We start from the raw sequence: 17,740 nt of genomic DNA on the forward strand, positions 1-17,740 counted from the left end.
CCTACGGAGCCCCCGCAGGCTTGGGAGTCGGGAAATCCAGCGGAATCCAATCTCCGACCGACAACTCGCGCGCAGCGAACTCCCAGACCACCACGCGCTTGCCCGCCAGGCGATCTTGGCCGGCGTTCAGCTCGCGCGTGAGCGCTTGGCGCGTAGCGAAGGCACCGGAGTCGTTCTGCGCGATCACGTCGATGGGGCGACCAAGCGCCAGGGCCAAGTGCGGGGCCAGGCCGGACGCATTGCCCCAGCCCATTCCCTCGAGCGTGAAGATGTTGGTGAAGCTGTCGCCGAGCAGGAGCACGTCGGCGCTCTCGTCAGGCTCCCAGGGCGCGCCGGCCGCGTCCTGCACTTGGTGCACGACCACGCTCTCCGCTTGAAACAGGCTCTGATCGTCGGGCAGCTTGAGCATGTCGACCAGATCACCGACGCGCGAAGCCGACTGCGGAACGCCGTGCAGCACGGGCTTCTCTGCCAGCTTTGGCAATACCCCGAGCCCGATCACAAGCTGGCCGAGGTCGGCGGCGATGCGCTCCATGTAGCCGGGCGTAAAATGCGTATCTTGAGCCAGGAAGAGCGGCTCGGTACGGGGCTCAGGCACGCTGCGGCGCGCGTCGAGCACGGCCACGCCGGCTGCTCGAAGCTCGCTCAAGAAGCGGTCGTAGTCGACATTCTGCGCCATTTCGACGCGCCCATCACGCCCAAGAAGTGGACCCGGCTCGATCCCAGCCTTGTCCGGCATCGGCAGGAGCACGAGGCGAATCCCGCGTTGCGCGAGCGCTCGCTGGAACGCCAAGATGGCGGGTCGCGGATCCGGGTGGATGGGCTCCTGGCCTGCGTCGAGCGCTTCCCTGGCGCGGCCCCGCAGCACCTCGGGCTCCAAGAAGCCGGGCCCGCTGACGTGCAGCACACCGGGCGTGTAATAGAGCCAGCCGCCGTGTCCGACGACCGCGAGCTTGTTGCCCACACGTAGACGAGTGAGCAGCAGCTGCACGCGGGGCTGGACCCAGGACTTGGCGTACGAGGCATCCTCGATGCCCTTCTCGAGCTGACGCAGGTTCTCGGCCGTCGGTGGGCGGCGCACCAGATCCGCGAGAGGCGATTCCTCACCCTCGCGCTTCTCGAGGTAGGCCTGCGCGAGCGGAACAGCGTAGATCGCCCCTAGAAACAGCAGCGTGAGCAGCCAGGCCGCGCCGCGACTCACGTCGGTCGCGATGATACCGCGGCGCAGCTGCTCGTCGCCTGTGGGATCGGTCGGACCGCCACTGCGTTCGATGGCGGAGGACGAGGGAGGCAAGGTACTTTGCATCGCGCGGCCTCAGAACTGAAAGTACAGAAACGGGTTGATGGTCTGCGTCCACATCATCAACGTCGCGAGCACCATCGTGGCCGCCACGAACGCGGTACGGGGCAAGGACAAGCGCCGCGTGAGCTCCCAACTGTTGGGCATGCCGAAGATCACGACCGCGGCCAAGGCGAATAGCCCCACGTAGTACCGCGGGTGGAGCGCGCCCGTCACGACGTCCGCCGCCGGCGAAACGGCGGCGAGCCCAAACAGCGAGCCCAGGTAGGTCACCGCCTGATCGAGCGTCTTGGCGCGGAAGAACACCCACGACAGGCACACGATCAAGAAGGTGAAGGCGACGCCGACAGCAGGTGGCAGGCGGCGCAGCGGATGAGCTTTACCGAGCCTGCGCTCCACCCCGAGCATGCCACCGTGAATGCCGCCCCAGATTACGAAGTTCCAGCTGGCACCGTGCCAGAGCCCACCGAGCAACATGACAACCATCAAGTTGGCGTACGTGCGCAGGGGGCCTTTGCGATTGCCACCGAGCGGGATGTACAAATAGTCGCGCAGCCACGTGGACAGGCTGATATGCCAGCGCCGCCAGAACTCCGTGATGCTGCGCGACTTGTAGGGTGAGTCGAAGTTCTGGATCAGCACGAAGCCGAGCATCAGGGCCAAGCCCACGGCCATGTCTGAGTAGCCGGAGAAATCGAAGTAAATCTGGAACGCGTAAGCGACCAGCCCGAACCACGCGTCGTAGAAGTGCTTGGCGCCACCGGCGAACGCCGTATCGGCGATGTGCCCCATCGGGTTGGCCAGCAGAATCTTCTTACCCATTCCCAGCGAGAAGAACGCGACGCCGCGCGCGAACTTCTCGAGCGTGTGCTGGCGCACGCGCATTTGTTCCTCGAGCGCCGCATAACGGATGATGGGGCCCGCCACCAAGTCGGGGAAAAAGGCCTCGAAACACATGTAGTCGGTGAAGCGCCGCATCGGTCGGGCGTCACCGCGGTACACGTCGATGGCGTAGCTCATCGCCTTGAACGTGTAAAAGGAGATGCCCACCGGCAGAACGATGTGCAAGACCGGCACGATCTGCGTCGAGCTGCCGAAGAGCGCGCCAAGCGCGTTGATGTTCTCGGCGACGAAGCCCGTGTATTTGAACACCGCGAGCATCCCGAGGTTGGTGACGATGGACGTCGCCAGCACCAGCTTCATCTGGCGGGTCCGCACGACCTCGGGACCAATCACGGGCGGTAAGCCGTCGACGTCGGGCAGCCGTGACATCTTCAGAAGCAAGAGGCCGCACACGTAGTCGACGCTCGAGCCGAAGAACATGATCACGGCCCAGCTCGGGTTCGCCCAGCCGTAAAATACGTAGCTCGACACGGCGATGAGGGCCGTGCGGGCCCGGCCCGGCAGGGCGTAGTACGCGGCCAGTACCAGCGGCAAGAAGTAGAATAGGAAGATATGGCTGGAAAAGACCATATCAGCGGCTCACGGGGCCCACGGGCGCCAGCCCTTGTCCTTCATCGTCGCGAGCGCTCGCTGCACCCAGGTGCGATGGCCGTCCAAATTGAAGTGATGGTCGTCTTGCATGCCCACGCCCTCGGCCGAGACGAGCGCGAAGTTCGACACCACGCTCGGGCACCTTTCGATCTCGGGACGGATGGCGTTCGCCACGGCGCCGCCGACCACGAACTCGCCCGAGCTTTCCACCTCGTAGTCGTTCATCAATGCAGGCAGCGTGGGCTCGCCGATGTCGTTGCGAATGGCGGTCACGAGAGTATTGATGCATTCGGGAAAACCGGAGCGATCGGCGGCAGTGCCGTGTCGCTCGGTGATCCCGAGATAGATGAAGATGCCGCCAAAGGTCACCCGCCCCTTGATGGCCTTCGGTGCGGCGATCAGCTGGTCGTAGTAGAGGCCGCCCGGAATGAACTGGGAGCAGTAGGCCGAGGGCCACCCAAACCCGAGCGAGATGAAATAATAGTCGGGCGCGAGCATCGCGGCTTCCTTGACCAGCGCCGTACCCGGCCCGCCGGCGGCAGTGTCACCCGCGGTCTTCGGCTCGATCGCGAGCTCCGGCGCCGAGCCAGGGTGGTACATGAAGGCGTGCGGATGGGTCTCCGTGAAATGGAACGGGCGTGAGCTTTGGGGCCTCGTGGCGCGACCGGCCATGTTGGAGTGACCGATGTGAATGAAGGCGATCGCGTGCTCCCTCGGAACGTCAACGCCTCCAAGGTTGATGGTCACGCCCGAAGGCGCCGGCCCACCGCCGGACCCCGCGTCGCTGGTCCCGCTGCTCCCGCCGCCACCGCTCCCACTCGCCGCAGTCATGGCACCGCCGACCGAAGCTCCACCCGTAGTGGTCGCCGCTCCAGCGCCGCTCGATGCCACGAAGTCGTCGCCCGTCCCGACGGCCTGCGTGTCGTGCGGGTGCTCGGCGACCCCGCAGGCGAGCCCGCCGACCAGCGCGAACAAGGAAACGAGCGCCCACCGAGACCTGGACAGGCTCACGTTGAGAAGTGTTTTCATCGTCGACTCTCCTCCAAGTTCACCAAGATCCGCGTCGCTTCGGGGTCGAAAGGCCGGACGCGCAAGGCACGCCGTAGAAAGCCCAGGCCTTGCGCGGATTCGCCCCTTCGCAGGGCGATCAACGCCATGAGATTCAGGCTCCCGACGTCGTCGTCCTGGGAAACCAAGCTCTGCCGGGCGAGCCGCTCGGCGGCATCGAGCTCACCCGCTGCAAAGCGAAGACGCGCTTCGAGGGCTCGGGCTTGCGGCGTGTCGAGGCTCGCGAGCGTTCGCTCCGCTTGCTCGAGCTGACCGAGCACGCCGTGCAACGTGGCCAGGCTCAGACGTGCCGCGGCGTGCACCTTTGGGGAATCCGCGAAGCGCTGCCCCAGCTGGACCAAGGTGCGGTCGGTCTCGCTGGCGTCACGGAACGGCTGCTCCGCGACGCCGGGCGTAAGGTCGCGGCGAGCAAACAGCACCTCCGAGCCGTCCGTGTAGAGCAGCTTCCAATCGGCGCTCGCGTAGAGGTGGCCAATCAAGCGCTGGTAGCGCTCGGGGAACATCACCGGCAAGACCACGTAGGCGAAGGAATGACGCGCCTGAAAAGCTTCGAAACGCTCTGGCTCGTCCGCAAGCCTCAGGTACTCGGCAAACTCGTCGGCGGTGCGCAACACGAGCCGAGTGTCAATGTACGGCCGAAACCGCGGATAGAGCCGCCAGATCAGGTAGCCTCCGTAATGATCGGCCGCAAAGACGTCGCCCCCGGGCAGCGCGTCGAGGCGCACAGCGCTTTCGGCCGGCACCCGGAACGGGCTCGGATCCGCCAGCGGCGGCTCGCGCGCCGCCGCCGATGCCGAAACGAGCAGCAGCGCGCTCAGGAGCACCGCGTTGAGACCCACCGCCGCGCGCACGCCCGCGCGGCGAAAGCTCGAGACACAAAGCCGCCGGAGCGCCGGGGCCAGATTGACCGCGAAGATCGGCGCCCCGACCCAGTACAGCAGGAGCACGTTACGGTTGCTCATCAAGGCCAGCCCCGCGAAGCCGAGCAGCAGCAGCGCATGGCTCAGTCTCAAGCGGCGCCCGGCCAGGAGCACGGACAGAGCGAGCAGCGCCAGACACCATTTGAAGTGCCAGAACTCGCCGTCTGACAGGCGTTCGAGCTCGAAGGGCGGTAGGTTCTCCGCCACGTCGTGGGCGAAGACTTGGTGCTCGCCGGGCAACAAGCGCCCGAGCAGTAGCGCCGGCAACGCTGCGCCGCGCAAGCCAAACGGCGTGAGACACGTCGCCAGCAAACACCCCCCCAGCGTCGCGAACAGCTGCTGTACCCGCGCCCACGGTGCCAGCGCACCAGCGTGTTCGCGCGCAAATGGCCACGCACGCGTCTGGCCGAAGCTCGCCCAGCCGAGCGCCGCCACCGCGTACGCCGCGATCACCGCGGGGCCAAGCGCCGAAAGGCCCTGGAAATTCGCCCAAACCAGCTGCGCCAAGGGCAACAACAGCAGGTGCCGGACCCGGCCGTCGCGCCGAAAGCGCTCGAGCGCGAACCAGAAGAACGCGAGCAGGACGAGCGTGCCTATCACGGGCCGGACGAGCAAGAGCGAGCGAGCGGCCAGAAGCCCGCCGACCAGCGACGTCACGAGGAGCCCCCTCGCCCACGAGCCGCGCCGCGCTTCGAGCGCGAAGTAGAGGAGGCCCGCGCCCAGGCCGATCAGCGCGCACTTGACCAAAACAAGCCCGACGAGGCCGACCGCCTGGTGCACCGCGTACACCGCAAGCTGAAAGAGCCAGTGCACGTCGACCCAGGCACGCCCTTGCGCGCTGACCGAGAAGGGATCGGTGAACAGGAGCCCACGCCGAGCGACCATCTCGCGACCTGCCGCGAGGTGCCACCAGATGTCACCGTCGGCCGAAGGCGCGAGCCCCGTCGAGGCCGCACCCAGGCCGAGCAACGCCGCGACGAGCGGCGTGCGATGGCGGAGCAGGGCGGCGACGGGCAACATGACCACTTCTCAGAACGGTGAAACGGTGAAGCCGATGCCTGCCGTCCACGGCTGCAGGCCCACGCCCTGGCTGCTGTTGGCGGCGCCGTCGACAACTCCGCGCGTGTCCCAGCCGAGCGGCAGCGACACGCCTCCCAAGATCGCCAGCCAGGCGTTCGACCACTCCACGGCCAGCGTGCCGGTGACTGCCCACAGCTGCACCTCCTGGTCAAGCCCACGGTCACGATCCGCACCGAAGAAATGCGACAGCGACAGGCCGAGCGACGGCACCAACGGCCCCCAGAAATAGCCCGAGTAGCCGTAGATCGCGGCCGCCGGTGCGCGGTAGTTGCCCAGCTCGTTTTCCCCGCCGCGGTAGCCGAACGAGCCGCCCAGCACGATCAGCCCCCACGTCTTGTCGATCGTATGGTCGAGCGTCAGGCTGCCGCTCACCTTGCCAAGGCCAAGCTGCTTTTCCTGCGTGAGATAGTCGTTCTTGTACTGGGCGTCGTGCACGCCGGTCGGGACACCGACCAGCAACGTCAGGCTGGTGGAGTTGATTTCGCCGAAGCGCCGCGTGACGAACCCCGCGACGTCACCCACGCCGGAGTTCGAGATGTCCACGGGCAGGCCGTAGTAGTCGCGGTAGTACTTGTAGAGCAGCGGAACCACGAGCCCCACATTCCATTTCTCGCTCAAATTACGCGAGACTTGAGGACTGAAGCTGAGGTTGTAGCCGTCGTCCAGATGCGTGTACGTGCCGAGTGTCTGCAGCTCAAATAGCCCCCCGGTCACGCTGCGGCCGATCCACTTGATTCCGCCCCCCGCGCCCGTGGAGCTACCGGCTCCGCAGCCGCCGATCGTCTCCCAGCTCGAGAGCAGGCCTTCCAACCGTGAAACTCGTAAAGACAGCGCTGGTCCGAGCTCGGCGAGCGCGTCGCCTCGCTCGCCGAGAGTCGCCTCCAGGCGGGCCACTCGCACATCGTTTTGCCGAGCCGCGCGCTCGGCCGCAATGAACGGAAAGCTGGCGACCGCGGCCAAACCACATGTGACCAGCCAGGCGCCCGGGACACGTAGTCGTCTGAAGTTCAATCGAGTTTCTCCCGAGCGCAAGGTCAAGCTGGGTCGACTTGGAGGCACCAATAGCGGACGCTCCCGCGATCCGTAGCGGCATATTCGTCTACGAGTGCACCTTTCCAGATGGCTTTCAGATCAGCCGTCAGTTTCATCTTGTGAACGTCGCCTTGGTTGAAGCTGCGCAGCTTGCCGCCGACCTGCTCCTTCATTTTGTCCTTGATCTTGGAGCGCGGCACGAGCGGCTTGTAGTGCGCGACAAGGATGAACTGCTTGTCGAGCGCCCCGCCCTGGACCTGGTAGCGCATCACGTAGGCGTAATCGTACAGGTCATCGGGGGGCATCTTGGAGGGAATCTCAACGAGCTTTGCCGTCAATTCCAGGGGTGCCACCCCGTCCGCCCGGGCGCTCCGCTCGACACCGGCTATCGCGAGCAGCAGCATGCTCATAAACGCTTGGCGACCAAAGTGGCGTCGGCTCGAATGAATCATCGTCGCAGAATAGGGCGAGAAAGGTCGACCGTGCAACAAGGCAAGCGCCGATTCTCGAAATGACGCAATCCACGCCGGAGATCGCTCCAGGCTGTCGGCATCTTTCCACCGTGAGGGCAGCACTGGTAATTCACGGCGGGGTGCGCGAGAGCCGCCACGGTGACCGAGCCAAGTAGCATCGCCCGCTTCCTCTCCGCGCTCGGCGCGCCGACCGACGTTCCTTGTCGCTCACCCGACCGGGTACCGCCGTACTGGAAGAGCACCGTCCTGCGCCAAAAGGCGCTCGGCGACGCCGCGTAGCGCATCGCGACAACATCCCGGGCCAGATCAACGCCCGGAGGGCGACGTGTGCCCGCGGCACGCCGACGCGCCCCTTGTCTCGCTCTGCGCCGGCTGCCGTATGAAGATCCTCGCGGATCAGGAGCGGCCTTAGGCCAAGGTGACCCTCATCGGGATCAACCCGATCGGCAGCTCGTTCACCGAGGCGCTGCCCGACCTCTCGGGTCGATTCCGGATCATCCAGATGGATCGCCAGAAGGACGTCAAGATCGCCGAGCTGATCATCAAAGGAGAGCAAGCGGCGAACATCCGATTCACGCGTCGCGATGAGCTCATCACGGAGGCCGGCGGGAGCTTCTTCATCGCACAGCTCCTCTGTTATCAGGCCGCCGTCAACGCCGGGATCCGGCGCAGGAGCGGCTCCGGGACGTCACGCTCGGTCCGACAGACGTCATGGAGTCCATCCAGGAGGAGCTCCGCGCACGTTACCACGGGGATCTCCGGGACTTCGCGGCGTATGACGAGGCGCCGCCGCCCCGAGGCGGCTGCCTCGCGCTCCTGTGGATGCTGTCCCGGACCGACGACGGGGACGTCTCGATCGGCGAGGCGATCCCCGCTATCCCGACATCGCGCCCGCGCTCCCGTGGCAGCAGCTCGCCGTGGCCGGCTTCCGCGTGGCGCTCCATGGCCACGTCCACCGGGCCGAGAACCAGCTCTACCGGTACGACATGAGCCCTGGCGGAAGGCGGCTCGAGATCGTCTCCGCCGGCACCTTCGGCGCGCCCGCGCGGCAATGGGTGCCGGGATACCCGCTCCAGTACAATCTCCTCCTGTTCTCCGGGGGGACGATGACGGTCGAGACGCGCTGCCGCGAGGAGATGAACGGCGCGTGGAGGCCCGACGCCAGGTGGCTGCAGGGGACGGGCAGAGACCCGTTGCCGCGGTATCAGATCCAGCTGGAGTGACGCGCCGCCCGCGGCCCGGCGCCCGCCGCCGCCTCAGATCACCCGGTCCACGAGCGGCTCCCCCCGCTCGAACCGCCGCAGGTTCGCGAGGAAATGCTCCACCAGCGCCATCGGCTCCTCGCGCCGCCCGCCGGCCGTGTGCGGCGTGATGACGCAGCCCGGGGCGCGCCAGAGCGGGTGGTCCGGCGGCAGCGGCTCGGGATCCGTCACGTCGAGGTACGCGCCCGCGATCCGGCGCGCCTCGAGCGCCTCGAGCAGCGCGGCCTGGTCCACCGTGACGCCCCGGCCGACGTTGAAGAGCCACGCGTCCGGCCGCATCCGCGCGAGCAGCGCGGCCGAGACCAGCCGCCGCGTGCCCTCGGCCTCGGGCAGGCTCGAGACCACGTGATCCGCCCAGGCGAAGGCGTCGCCCAGCTCCTCCCTCACGACCACGCGGAAGGGCTCGCCGCCGCGGGGGCGGGCGCGCAGGACGCGCAGATCCACCTCGAACGGGGCGAGCAGCTCGGCGAGGCGGCGGCCGATGGCGCCGAAGCCGAGGAGGAGCACCCGCCGGCCGCGCAAGAGCGCGCTCCTCGACCGCACGGAGGCGTCGGGCCAGCCGCGCGGGCCGAGCTGGTTCTCGAGACACTCGGGCAGCCGCCGCGAGGCCGCGAGCAGGAACGCGAGCGCATGCTCCGCGCAGGGATCGGCGTAGACGCCGCTGCTCGTCGTCAGCGCGGCGCCGCGGGCGGCGAGCGCGGCGCGCACGGCCGCCACGTCGTAGCGGGCATACCCCGCGGTGCTGAGGTGCACCCAGCGGAGCCGCGGGGCCGCGCACACGTCGTCCGGGTGCGGCTGGCCAAAGACGACCTCGGCGCCTAGGACGAGCGGATCCGGCGCGACGACGGCGAGGTTCTTCGCGGAGCGCGCCGCGGCCAGCTCGAGCGCGTGCGGCGCGACGCCCTCCGAGAGCGAGCGCGCCGCCTCCGGCGGCAGACAAACGGTGCTCGCGATGATCAGCCGATCCACCGACGCCTCCTCACCCGTGCACGGCGCGCCCGAACTCCCGCATCCACGCCTCCTCGTCCGCGGTGAGCGGCCCCTTCGCGAGCGCGTCGAGGTTCGCCTCCACCTCGGCGCGGCTCTTCGGCCCCGTCAGCGCGAGATCCACGTGCGGGCTGGAGAGCTGGAATCGATAGCAGTCGCCCGCCGTCATCGCCGGGCGATCCCAGCCCTTCGGCTGCTTCAGCAGCCGGCGCCACGCCGTCGCCGTGTAGGCGAGGATGCTCGGCTTCGCGTCGCGCACGTGCGGGAAGATGTCCCGCTCCGCGCCGGGGTGCGCGGCGTTGTAGCGGATCATGAGCAGGTCGAGCGGCGACGACCCGGCCAGGCCGCCTGCCCGCGCGCGGTCGTGGATGCTCACCCCGAGCGCCCGCACCTTGCCGCTCTCGCGCAGGTGAACGAGCTCGCGCTCGGTCGCGCTCGTCCAGGCAGACCCGACGCCGAGCCAGCCGAGCAGATAGACATCGAGGTGATCGGTCCCGAGCTCCCGGAGCAGCTTCTCGGCGCCCCGGCGCACGCCCCAGCCGAACCAGCCGGCCTGCGCGAAGCCGACCACCGCCACGCTGTCGCGGCGCCCCTTCAGCGCCTCGCGCAGCGGGTTGCCGAGCCCGCCCGAGCGCATCGTCCAGAGGAAGAGATTGACGCCGCGGTCCATCGCCGCGCGCACCCCGCCCTCATCGATGCCGTAGTTCGCCGCGAGCCCGAGCCGGAAGATGCGCTTGCCGCCAAAGGCGGTCGGCGCGCGGCGGAGCCAGTCGTCCATGGGACGGATCTACCATCACCTCCGTCGATGTCACCGGCTCCCGCGCGCCACACATTCGCCGCCCACGGCCGCCCCGACCTGTGCCAGACTCCCTGGCCACCGATGGGCCAGGACTCCCCTCCCCGGTGCGCCGGCTGCAGCGCTCCGCTCCCGGAGAACGCCCGCTTCTGCCCCTCGTGCGGCCAGCTCGTCACCGCGCCGGATCCCAGCCCCGCCCTCGCCGCGACGGCGTTCCCCGCGACGCAGCTCGGCGCCGTCGGGCTGCCGCCAGCCTCCCTGCCGCTGCCGCCGGTGCGGCTCTTGCCCGGGACGGAGATCAGCGTCTATCGCATCGAGTCGACGCTCGGCGAGGGTGGCATGGGCGTCGTCTACCGCGCTTACGACCGGGCGCGCGAGCGCGTCGTGGCCGTCAAATGCCTGCACTCGAACCTCTGCGGCAACCCGGAGATCCGGCGGCGGTTCGCGCGGGAAGCGCGGGTGCTCCGCTCCTGGAGCCACGAGAACGTGGTCGCCGTCTACGATTTCGTCGAGCGCGATCACCTGCTCGCGATCGTCATGGAGTACGTCGACGGGTCGACGCTGGTGCGGCACCTCGAGCGGTGGCGCGGGCGCATCCCCTTCCAGGAGATCCGCGCGCTGTTCGGCGGCGTCCTCGACGCGATGGACGAGGGGCACCGCATGGGCATCATCCACCGCGATCTCAAGCCCGACAACATCCTCGTCACGACCGGGAAAGACGGCCTCTACCCCAAGATCGTCGACTTCGGCATCGCCAAGATCCTGGAGGGGACGACGTACACGCTGAGCGGCGCGTTCCTCGGGACGTGTTGTTACATGTCGCCCGAGCAGGTGAAGAGCCCCCACGCCGCGGATCGGCGCTCGGACATCTACTCTCTCGGCGTGACGCTCTACAAGCTGACGACAGGGCAAGTGCCGTTCGACAGCCCCAACCACTTCGCCGTGATGATGGCCCACGTCGCCGACGCCCCGGCGCCCCCCTCGTCGCTGCGCCCCGACCTCCCGCCGGCCCTCGACCGGCTCGTGCTCGACGCGCTCTCGAAGGACCCGGCGGGGAGGCCGGCGTCGTGCGCGGAGTTCCGGGCGCGGCTCGACGAGGCGCTCTCGGAGTTCTCGCCCGCCCCGTCGCGGCCCTCGTCCGACGGGCGCGAGCTCGCGCCGACGGTCCGCGAGAAGACCGGCGAGCAGATGATCCTCGTCCCCGGCGGGCCGTTCCTGAGCGGGCAGCAGCGCAGGAAGGTCCATGTCGACGCGTTCTACATGGATCGCACGCCGGTCACGAACCGCCAGTTCAAGGCATTCCTCGACGTGACCGGGTACCGCCCCGACGACGACGACGCGAGCCGGCTCCTCGCCCATTTCAGGCGCGGCGAGATCCCCGCGGGCCTCGAGGACCACCCCGTGGTGTACGTGTCGTGGGACGACGCGCGGGCCTACGCCAACTGGGCCGGCAAGCGCCTGCCGACCGAGGCCGAGTGGGAGAAGGCCGCGCGCGGCACCGACGGCCGCAAATACCCGTGGGGGCGCGCCGAGCCCGGGCCCACGCGTGCGAACTACGACAACCGCGAGGGCGGGACGGTGCCCGTCGGCTCGCTGCCGGGGGGCGCCTCTCCTTATGGCATCCTCGACCTCGCCGGCAACGTGTGGGAGTGGTGCGAGGACTACGACGATCCGCACTTCTATGCGGACGGCCCCTCCCACAACCCGCGCAACACGCGGCCCTCGGATCGGCCGCTGCTCGTGATGCGCGGCGGCTCGTGGATGTACGGCGCGCAGTCGCTCCGCACCTGGGCGCGCACGAGCTTCGAGGCGCACTACCGCTTCGCCGGCGGCGGCTTCCGCTGCGTGCGAACGGCCTCGTCGAGCTGAGGGCGCGGGCTCGGCTGTTCGGCACACGTACGGCTGTTCGGCGCGGGCTCGGCTGTTCGGCGCGGGCTCGGCTGTTCGGCGCGGGCTCGGCTGTTCGGCGCGCGCGGCTGCTCCGCGCGGGCGCGCGGCGCACGAGCGCCTGGTCAACCGGCGGCGGCGCGGATAGAACGCCGGGCGCAGATGCAGACGAACAGGGCCAGGGCGAGCGGCGGCGTCCGCGTGCGGCTGACCGGCGTCCGGCGCGTCTTCCCGGTGCTGGACGACGCGGGCCGCGCGCCGAGGGACGGCGCCCCCGGCGTGATCGCGATCGACGGCATCGATCTCGACATCGCGCCTGGCGCGTTCGTCGCGCTGCTCGGGCCCTCCGGGTGCGGCAAATCCACCCTGCTGCGGCTCGTCGCCGGGCTGGACCGCGCCGACGCCGGCGCGGCCGTCGTGGAGGCCGAGGAGGCGCCGGGCGGCGAACGCCGCGCTGGCGGCGCGCGCGCGCCCCTCGCGTACGTCTTCCAGGACGCCCACCTCCTGCCCTGGCGGAGCGTCCTCGAGAACGCCGCCCTGCCGCTCGAGCTCGCCGGCGCGCCGCTCGACGAGCGCCGCGCGGCGGCGCGGGCGGCGCTCGTCCAGGTCGGCCTCGCCGACGCGGGCGCGCGGTACCCGGCCGAGCTCTCCGGCGGCATGCGCATGCGCGTATCGCTCGCCCGCGCGCTGGTCACGCGCCCGCGGCTGCTCCTGCTCGACGAGCCGTTCGCCGCGCTCGACGAGCTCACGAGGAGCCGGCTCGACGACGAGCTCCGCGCGCTCTGGGCCGAGCTCGGCATGACGGTGCTCTTCGTGACCCACTCGATCACCGAGGCCGCCTACCTCGCCGAGCGCGCCGTCGTCCTGTCCCCGCGGCCGGCGCGCGTCGTCGCCGACCGCACGCTTTCGCTGCCGGACAAGCGGACGGCCGCGCTGCGCACCGAGCCCGCGTTCGCGCGCGAGGTGCGGGCGCTGCAAGAGGCGCTGGAGAGCGGCGGGGCGTGAGGCGCGGAGGTCCCTCCCGCGCCCGTTTGCCGCCGCGCTCTGACAGCGGCGCGCCGCGAGACTGCTGACGTGCGCTACAGTCCCTCCTGCCCACCATGGCCAACGCGATCCGCATTCGCACCCAGGTCACCTCCGAACTCCTCCACATCCCGGAGCTCTCGGCGCTCGCGGGCAAGAACGTCGAGGTGATCATCCTCGAGGAGGAGTCGGCCCCGCGCAGCCTCACGCCGCCGGCGCGCAAGCTCGGGGCGCTCCGAGGCCTGTTCGACGTCCCTGACGATTTCGACGATCCCCTGCCCGAGGACATGCTTCACGCCTTCGAGGGAGATGGAGAGACGTGAAGCTGCTCCTTGACACCCATGTGTGGCTCTGGGCTGCGCTCACGCCGGAGCGCATCGCCCCACGGCCCGGCAGGCCATCGAGGATCCTCACAACACCCTCCTGATCTCCGCCGCAAGCGCCTGGGAGATCGCGGTCAAGCACGCTATCGGCAAGCTCCCGCTCCCCGAAAGGCCGGAGCTCCTTGTCCCGCGGGTCATCGCCGCTCTCGAAGCGATCGAGCTCCCCGTGACCTCGCGTCACGCGATCTCGTCCGCGGCCTTGCCGTACCATCACCGAGATCCCTTCGATCGCCTCCTCGTGGCACAGGCGCTTTGCGAAGGCGCAGCGCTCGTCACAGTGGACGAGCTGCTCACTCGCTACGGCGCCACGGTGCTCTGGGCCGGATCGTGACAGGGCAGCGACCCCGGCGCCGCCAAGTCGAACCGTCGTTCCCGCGCGCCCGCTGAGCCCGGCCCCTCCCCGGCACGGCCGTCCCCACGGCCTCCGCGGCGGTCCGCGCGCCCATTCCATCGCGCTGCTGCCCCCCTGCCGCGCGCGACGTCCATCGTGGCCATCGTGGGCAGAGCTCCCACTTGCCGCACGATCCCGCGCGCGAACGCGCTTCCATGCCGACAGCGCGCTCGTACAATCGCCTCATGCCCACGTGCCCCCGGCAGTTGCTTCCCCGCGCCCTTCCTTGGTTTTTGCTCGCTGCAGCGGCCTGCGGCGGTGATCCGAATGTCGTCACGCCGCCCGGCGATGGCGGCGGGGGCGACGGCGGTACGAGCAGCAGCTCGAGCGAAGGCGGCGGGTTCGTCGGGTCGATGGCCGCCTCGGGCGGCGCAGGCGGCGAGAGTGGCTGTGAGGGCGTGAGCTGCCGGGCGGACCAGCACTGCGAGGAGGAGGACGGACAAGGCACCTGCGTCGACAACACGTGCGACGACCTCACCTGCGACGCGACCGAGGTGTGCGAGACGCCCCCGGACGCAGGCGCGCGCTGCGTCGATATCGCCTGCCAGAGCGACCTCCAGTGCGCCTTCAACCAGTTCTGCAACGGCACCATCTGCGTCGTCGATGCCTGCACGGCCGGCGAGCGGACGTGCGACGGAGACAGCCTCCGGCTGTGCGTGTCGAACGGCAGCACCACGAGCGAGCTCTTCACGTGCGGCGGATCGGCGTACTTCGAGAGCAAGTGCACCGACGACGGCGCCGGGACCGCCAGCTGCCCCTGCGAGGACGACTGGGACTGCCCGACCTACGCCTCCTGCGAGGTCGGCTCCTGCTCCGGCACGGGCGCCGCGCCGACGTGCCTCTTGCCGCCGGAGCCGTTCGCGGGCGCCCTGCCGCAGAACGAGATCCAGTGGGGAGGGGAGAACCGCGCCAACTCCGACGCCGCCAACAGCCCGTTCAAGACCTCGGCGCAGACCGTCATGACGCCGCTCGTCGCCAACCTCGACGACGACAACGGCGACGGGCTCATCAACGAGCTCGACTTCCCCGAGATCATCTTCACGACGTTCTGCGGCTCGAATTTCGGCAAGCAGGGCGTCCTCCGGGCGATCCACGGCGGCGGGCCCCGCAAGGGAGAGAACTACTTCGCGGTGCTCGGCGCGCAGGTCTGGCACGAGGGCGACCCCATCGACGCGCCCTACGCCTGCGCCGACGCGACGCTGATGCCGACCTCCGGGCTGGCCGTCGGCGATCTCGACGGCGACGGCGTCCCCGAGATCGTCGCGATCACCGCCGTCGTGACGGGGTCTGGGGCCACGGAGGTGACGAAGACAGGGCTCCAGATCTTCAGCAACACAGGCGAGACCAGGGTCCTCGTGAACGAGATCTGGACGGGCTACAACGAGCCGTCGCCCGCGCTCGCCAACATCGACGGACAGGGGCTCCCGGAGATCGTGGTCGGGCCGAACGTGTTCACGTTGCGCGTCGACGAGGCGACCCGCGAGCTCTCCATCGTCGACCACTTCAAGGGCGACAAGGCTCAAGGGATACAGGGGTCTCCGACGAACCAGCAGAACCGGCTCGGGCCCATCGCGTGCGTCGCGAACCTCGACGACGACCCCCGGCTGGAGATCGTCGCGGGCAGCACCGCCTATATTCTGCCCCGCCCGCCGCCCGGCGTGACGAGCAGGGCCGGGTGCGCGCCGCCCTACGCCGACAAGGACGCGACGGCGTTCTGCGAGGGGAAGCTCCTCGAGCTCTGGGACGGGCAGGCCGTCAACGGCACGGCCGGGATCCCGAACGCGCAGCGCGACGGCCTCTGCGCCGTGGCCGACGTCCTCGGAGCGAACCAGGACGCCGCGCCCGGGCCGAACAACCCGCTCGATCAGCGCCCGGAGGTGATCCTGTTCAACAACGGGTACTTCTTCGTGCTCAACGGGCAGGACGGCACCATCAAGCGCCGCCAGGTGATGACGGCCGAGGGCACCACGTTCGACGGCGGCGCCCCGAACGTGGACGACTTCGACGGCGACGGCTTCCCCGAGGTCGGCACGGCGTTCGGCCTCCGCTACATGATGTTCGATCTCCAGGCGCCGACGGCCGAGTGCCCGGCGTGGCCCAACGCGTTCACCGACGCGGGCACGGGATTGCAGGGCAACCCGGAGCGGACCCCGAACGGGAAGCCGTGCACCACGGACGAGGAATGCGGCGCCCCGGGCGCGGCGACGTGCAACCAGCAGCGGGGCACCTGCGTCTGCTACCACAACGGCTGGCAGCGCTTGACCGAGGACGACTCGAGCCGCACCACCGGGTCGAGCGTGTTCGACTTCAACGGCGACGGCGCCGCCGAGGTCATCTACAACGACGAGTGCTACTTCCGCATCTACGACGGCGTGACGGCCGACGTCCTGTTCAAGGTGCCCTCGCCGAGCCGCACCCGATCCGAGTACCCGATCGTCGCGGACGTCGACAACGACGGCAACGCGGAGATCGTGTTCGGCACCTCGAACGAATCGACCCATTGCTCGCAAGGCACCGACTACAACAACGGCCTCGAGGTCTGGGGCGCGCAGAACGACCTCTGGGTCTCGGCGCGCCGCATCTGGAACCAGCACAGCTACCACGTGACGAACGTGCTCGAGAGCGGCGGCATCCCCCTGAAGGAGCCCGAGAGCTGGAAGCCGTACGGCGGCCGCGTCTACAACACCTACCGCTCGAACCCGCGGTCGTACGGCGTCGCGCCGGATCTCGCGCTGAGCGGCATCCAGGTCTCGTCCCCGGACGCGACCTGCGGCGAGCTCACCGACGAGGTCGCGATCACCGTGCGCGTCGAGAACCTCGGCGATCTCCGCGTGGGCCCCGGCGTCGCCATCAAATTCTACGGCGAGTGGGACACGCCGGACGTTGATGAGCCGCTCTACGGTGAGGATCTCGCCCCGCTGCAGTTCGTCCTCCAGAGCAGCATCGAGCCGCACAGCTCGCTGCTCCTGACGGTGAGCTACAGCGCCGCGCACAACGCGCAGGGGACGCTGCCCGCCCGCGTGCGCGCGGTCGTGGACGAGGACGCCATCGAGCGCGAGTGCCACGAGGACAACAACGCGCTCACCGCGCCCCTCGACGCCGGCAGCGCGCGCCCGGACCTCCAGATCGAGGTCGGCCGGGTGAACACCACGAAGTGCGCCGTGAAGCAGGTCGACGTCCCGACGACCGTCACCAACGCCGGCTCCGCGCCGGCCAGCGACGTGCGGATCCGGTACTACGCGGGCGATCCCGGTCAGGGTGGGACGGTGCTCCACGAGGAGGTCATCCCGGGGCCGATCGCGCCCGGGGCGAGCGTGAACCTCACCGCCACCATCGAGAAGTTCCCGTCGAACCTGTCGATCCTGATCTACGCCGTCGTCGACCCGGACGGCGCGATCGACGAGTGCAACGACGGAAACAACAAGGACGCGGCCTCGGACAAGATCCTGTGCCCGGAGATCAACTGACGCGCCGGCGTCCGGCCGGCGGGCCTCCCCGCCAGCCGGACGCGCGCCACGCCGGCGTCGCGCGCCGCGCTGGCGCGCGCTGACGCACGATCACCGGCTCCCGCCCGGGGCGCGGTGCTATGCCTGTGCGCCCCGCCGCGCCGCTGACGGCGCGCCGCACCGGCGCGCCGCACCGGC

The 17,740-nt window shown here is 69.4% G+C and carries 15 protein-coding genes; 7 read left to right on the forward strand and 8 right to left on the reverse strand.

From position 1 onward, the window contains the following. Position 1 precedes the first annotated feature (1 nt). The 6 genes from WMF12_RS29025 to WMF12_RS29050 all read right to left on the reverse strand — a co-directional run bounded on the left by WMF12_RS29025 (position 2) and on the right by WMF12_RS29050 (position 7,346). Positions 2-1,306: an alginate O-acetyltransferase AlgX-related protein gene (locus WMF12_RS29025; protein ID WP_437850620.1), complete on the reverse strand. Its 1,305-nt coding sequence runs from the start codon at positions 1,304-1,306 to the stop codon at positions 2-4. 9 nt (positions 1,307-1,315) lie between these two features. Then, complete coding sequence (locus tag WMF12_RS29030; protein ID WP_437850622.1) at positions 1,316-2,773, reverse strand: MBOAT family O-acyltransferase; 1,458 nt, start codon at positions 2,771-2,773, stop codon at positions 1,316-1,318. 9 nt (positions 2,774-2,782) lie between these two features. Next, on the reverse strand, positions 2,783-3,769 hold the full coding sequence (locus WMF12_RS29035) for a sialate O-acetylesterase (RefSeq protein WP_437850624.1): 987 nt from the start codon (positions 3,767-3,769) through the stop codon (positions 2,783-2,785). 50 nt (positions 3,770-3,819) lie between these two features. After that, entirely contained in the window at positions 3,820-5,802 is a 1,983-nt protein-coding gene (locus WMF12_RS29040; RefSeq protein WP_437850626.1) for a tetratricopeptide repeat protein, read from the reverse strand. Between the two features lie 9 nt (positions 5,803-5,811). Then, on the reverse strand, positions 5,812-6,756 hold the full coding sequence (locus WMF12_RS29045; protein ID WP_437850628.1) for a hypothetical protein: 945 nt from the start codon (positions 6,754-6,756) through the stop codon (positions 5,812-5,814). A gap of 140 nt (positions 6,757-6,896) precedes the next feature. After that, complete coding sequence (locus WMF12_RS29050; protein ID WP_437850630.1) at positions 6,897-7,346, reverse strand: hypothetical protein; 450 nt, start codon at positions 7,344-7,346, stop codon at positions 6,897-6,899. Between the two features lie 159 nt (positions 7,347-7,505). On the opposite strand from WMF12_RS29050, the gene WMF12_RS29055 reads away from it, so the two are divergent. Both WMF12_RS29055 and WMF12_RS29060 read left to right on the forward strand, forming a co-directional pair. Then, the gene (locus WMF12_RS29055; protein ID WP_437850632.1) at positions 7,506-7,646 is read left to right on the forward strand and encodes a hypothetical protein; all 141 of its coding nucleotides are present in this window, start codon (positions 7,506-7,508) and stop codon (positions 7,644-7,646) included. Positions 7,647-8,284: 638 nt separating this feature from the next. Then, on the forward strand, positions 8,285-8,590 hold the full coding sequence (locus WMF12_RS29060; RefSeq protein ID WP_437850634.1) for a hypothetical protein: 306 nt from the start codon (positions 8,285-8,287) through the stop codon (positions 8,588-8,590). 33 nt (positions 8,591-8,623) lie between these two features. Here WMF12_RS29060 and WMF12_RS29065 read toward each other — a convergent pair whose 3' ends face one another. Next, positions 8,624-9,598, reverse strand: coding sequence for a D-2-hydroxyacid dehydrogenase (locus WMF12_RS29065; protein ID WP_437850636.1), 975 nt, complete (start codon positions 9,596-9,598; stop codon positions 8,624-8,626). 10 nt (positions 9,599-9,608) lie between these two features. Then, positions 9,609-10,394 (reverse strand): aldo/keto reductase, encoded by a 786-nt coding sequence (locus WMF12_RS29070; protein WP_437850638.1) that lies wholly within the window; start codon positions 10,392-10,394, stop codon positions 9,609-9,611. Between the two features lie 102 nt (positions 10,395-10,496). Here WMF12_RS29070 and WMF12_RS29075 point away from each other — a divergent pair, with 102 nt between their 5' ends. From WMF12_RS29075 to WMF12_RS29095, 5 genes are all read left to right on the forward strand, one after another. Continuing rightward, complete coding sequence (locus WMF12_RS29075; RefSeq protein WP_437850640.1) at positions 10,497-12,281, forward strand: SUMF1/EgtB/PvdO family nonheme iron enzyme; 1,785 nt, start codon at positions 10,497-10,499, stop codon at positions 12,279-12,281. A 180-nt stretch (positions 12,282-12,461) separates the two neighbouring features. After that, positions 12,462-13,304, forward strand: coding sequence for an ABC transporter ATP-binding protein (locus WMF12_RS29080; protein ID WP_437739945.1), 843 nt, complete (start codon positions 12,462-12,464; stop codon positions 13,302-13,304). A 95-nt stretch (positions 13,305-13,399) separates the two neighbouring features. Continuing rightward, positions 13,400-13,645: a type II toxin-antitoxin system prevent-host-death family antitoxin gene (locus WMF12_RS29085; RefSeq protein WP_437850642.1), complete on the forward strand. Its 246-nt coding sequence runs from the start codon at positions 13,400-13,402 to the stop codon at positions 13,643-13,645. A gap of 22 nt (positions 13,646-13,667) precedes the next feature. Beyond that, a complete protein-coding gene (locus WMF12_RS29090; protein ID WP_437850644.1) occupies positions 13,668-14,036 on the forward strand; it encodes a type II toxin-antitoxin system VapC family toxin in 369 nt (122 codons plus the stop codon). A 245-nt stretch (positions 14,037-14,281) separates the two neighbouring features. Continuing rightward, the gene (locus tag WMF12_RS29095) at positions 14,282-17,563 is read left to right on the forward strand and encodes a CARDB domain-containing protein (protein WP_437850646.1); all 3,282 of its coding nucleotides are present in this window, start codon (positions 14,282-14,284) and stop codon (positions 17,561-17,563) included. Positions 17,564-17,740: the final 177 nt, after the last annotated feature.

It is taken from the genome of Sorangium sp. So ce363 (assembly GCF_051520435.1).
Lineage (GTDB): Bacteria > Myxococcota_A > Polyangia > Polyangiales > Polyangiaceae > Sorangium > Sorangium cellulosum_B.

What these genes read in the sequence shown, in the direction of transcription:
- WMF12_RS29030 (WP_437850622.1), bottom strand. Translation starts at nt 2,773, where the DNA reads ATGGTCTTTTCCAGCCATATCTTCCTATTCTACTTCTTGCCGCTGGTA.
- WMF12_RS29075 (WP_437850640.1), top strand. Translation starts at nt 10,497, where the DNA reads ATGGGCCAGGACTCCCCTCCCCGGTGCGCCGGCTGCAGCGCTCCGCTC.
- WMF12_RS29095 (WP_437850646.1), top strand. Translation starts at nt 14,282, where the DNA reads ATGCCCACGTGCCCCCGGCAGTTGCTTCCCCGCGCCCTTCCTTGGTTT.
- WMF12_RS29085 (WP_437850642.1), top strand. Translation starts at nt 13,400, where the DNA reads ATGGCCAACGCGATCCGCATTCGCACCCAGGTCACCTCCGAACTCCTC.
- WMF12_RS29070 (WP_437850638.1), bottom strand. Translation starts at nt 10,394, where the DNA reads ATGGACGACTGGCTCCGCCGCGCGCCGACCGCCTTTGGCGGCAAGCGC.
- WMF12_RS29050 (WP_437850630.1), bottom strand. Translation starts at nt 7,346, where the DNA reads ATGATTCATTCGAGCCGACGCCACTTTGGTCGCCAAGCGTTTATGAGC.
- WMF12_RS29040 (WP_437850626.1), bottom strand. Translation starts at nt 5,802, where the DNA reads ATGTTGCCCGTCGCCGCCCTGCTCCGCCATCGCACGCCGCTCGTCGCG.
- WMF12_RS29025 (WP_437850620.1), bottom strand. Translation starts at nt 1,306, where the DNA reads ATGCAAAGTACCTTGCCTCCCTCGTCCTCCGCCATCGAACGCAGTGGC.
- WMF12_RS29080 (WP_437739945.1), top strand. Translation starts at nt 12,462, where the DNA reads ATGCAGACGAACAGGGCCAGGGCGAGCGGCGGCGTCCGCGTGCGGCTG.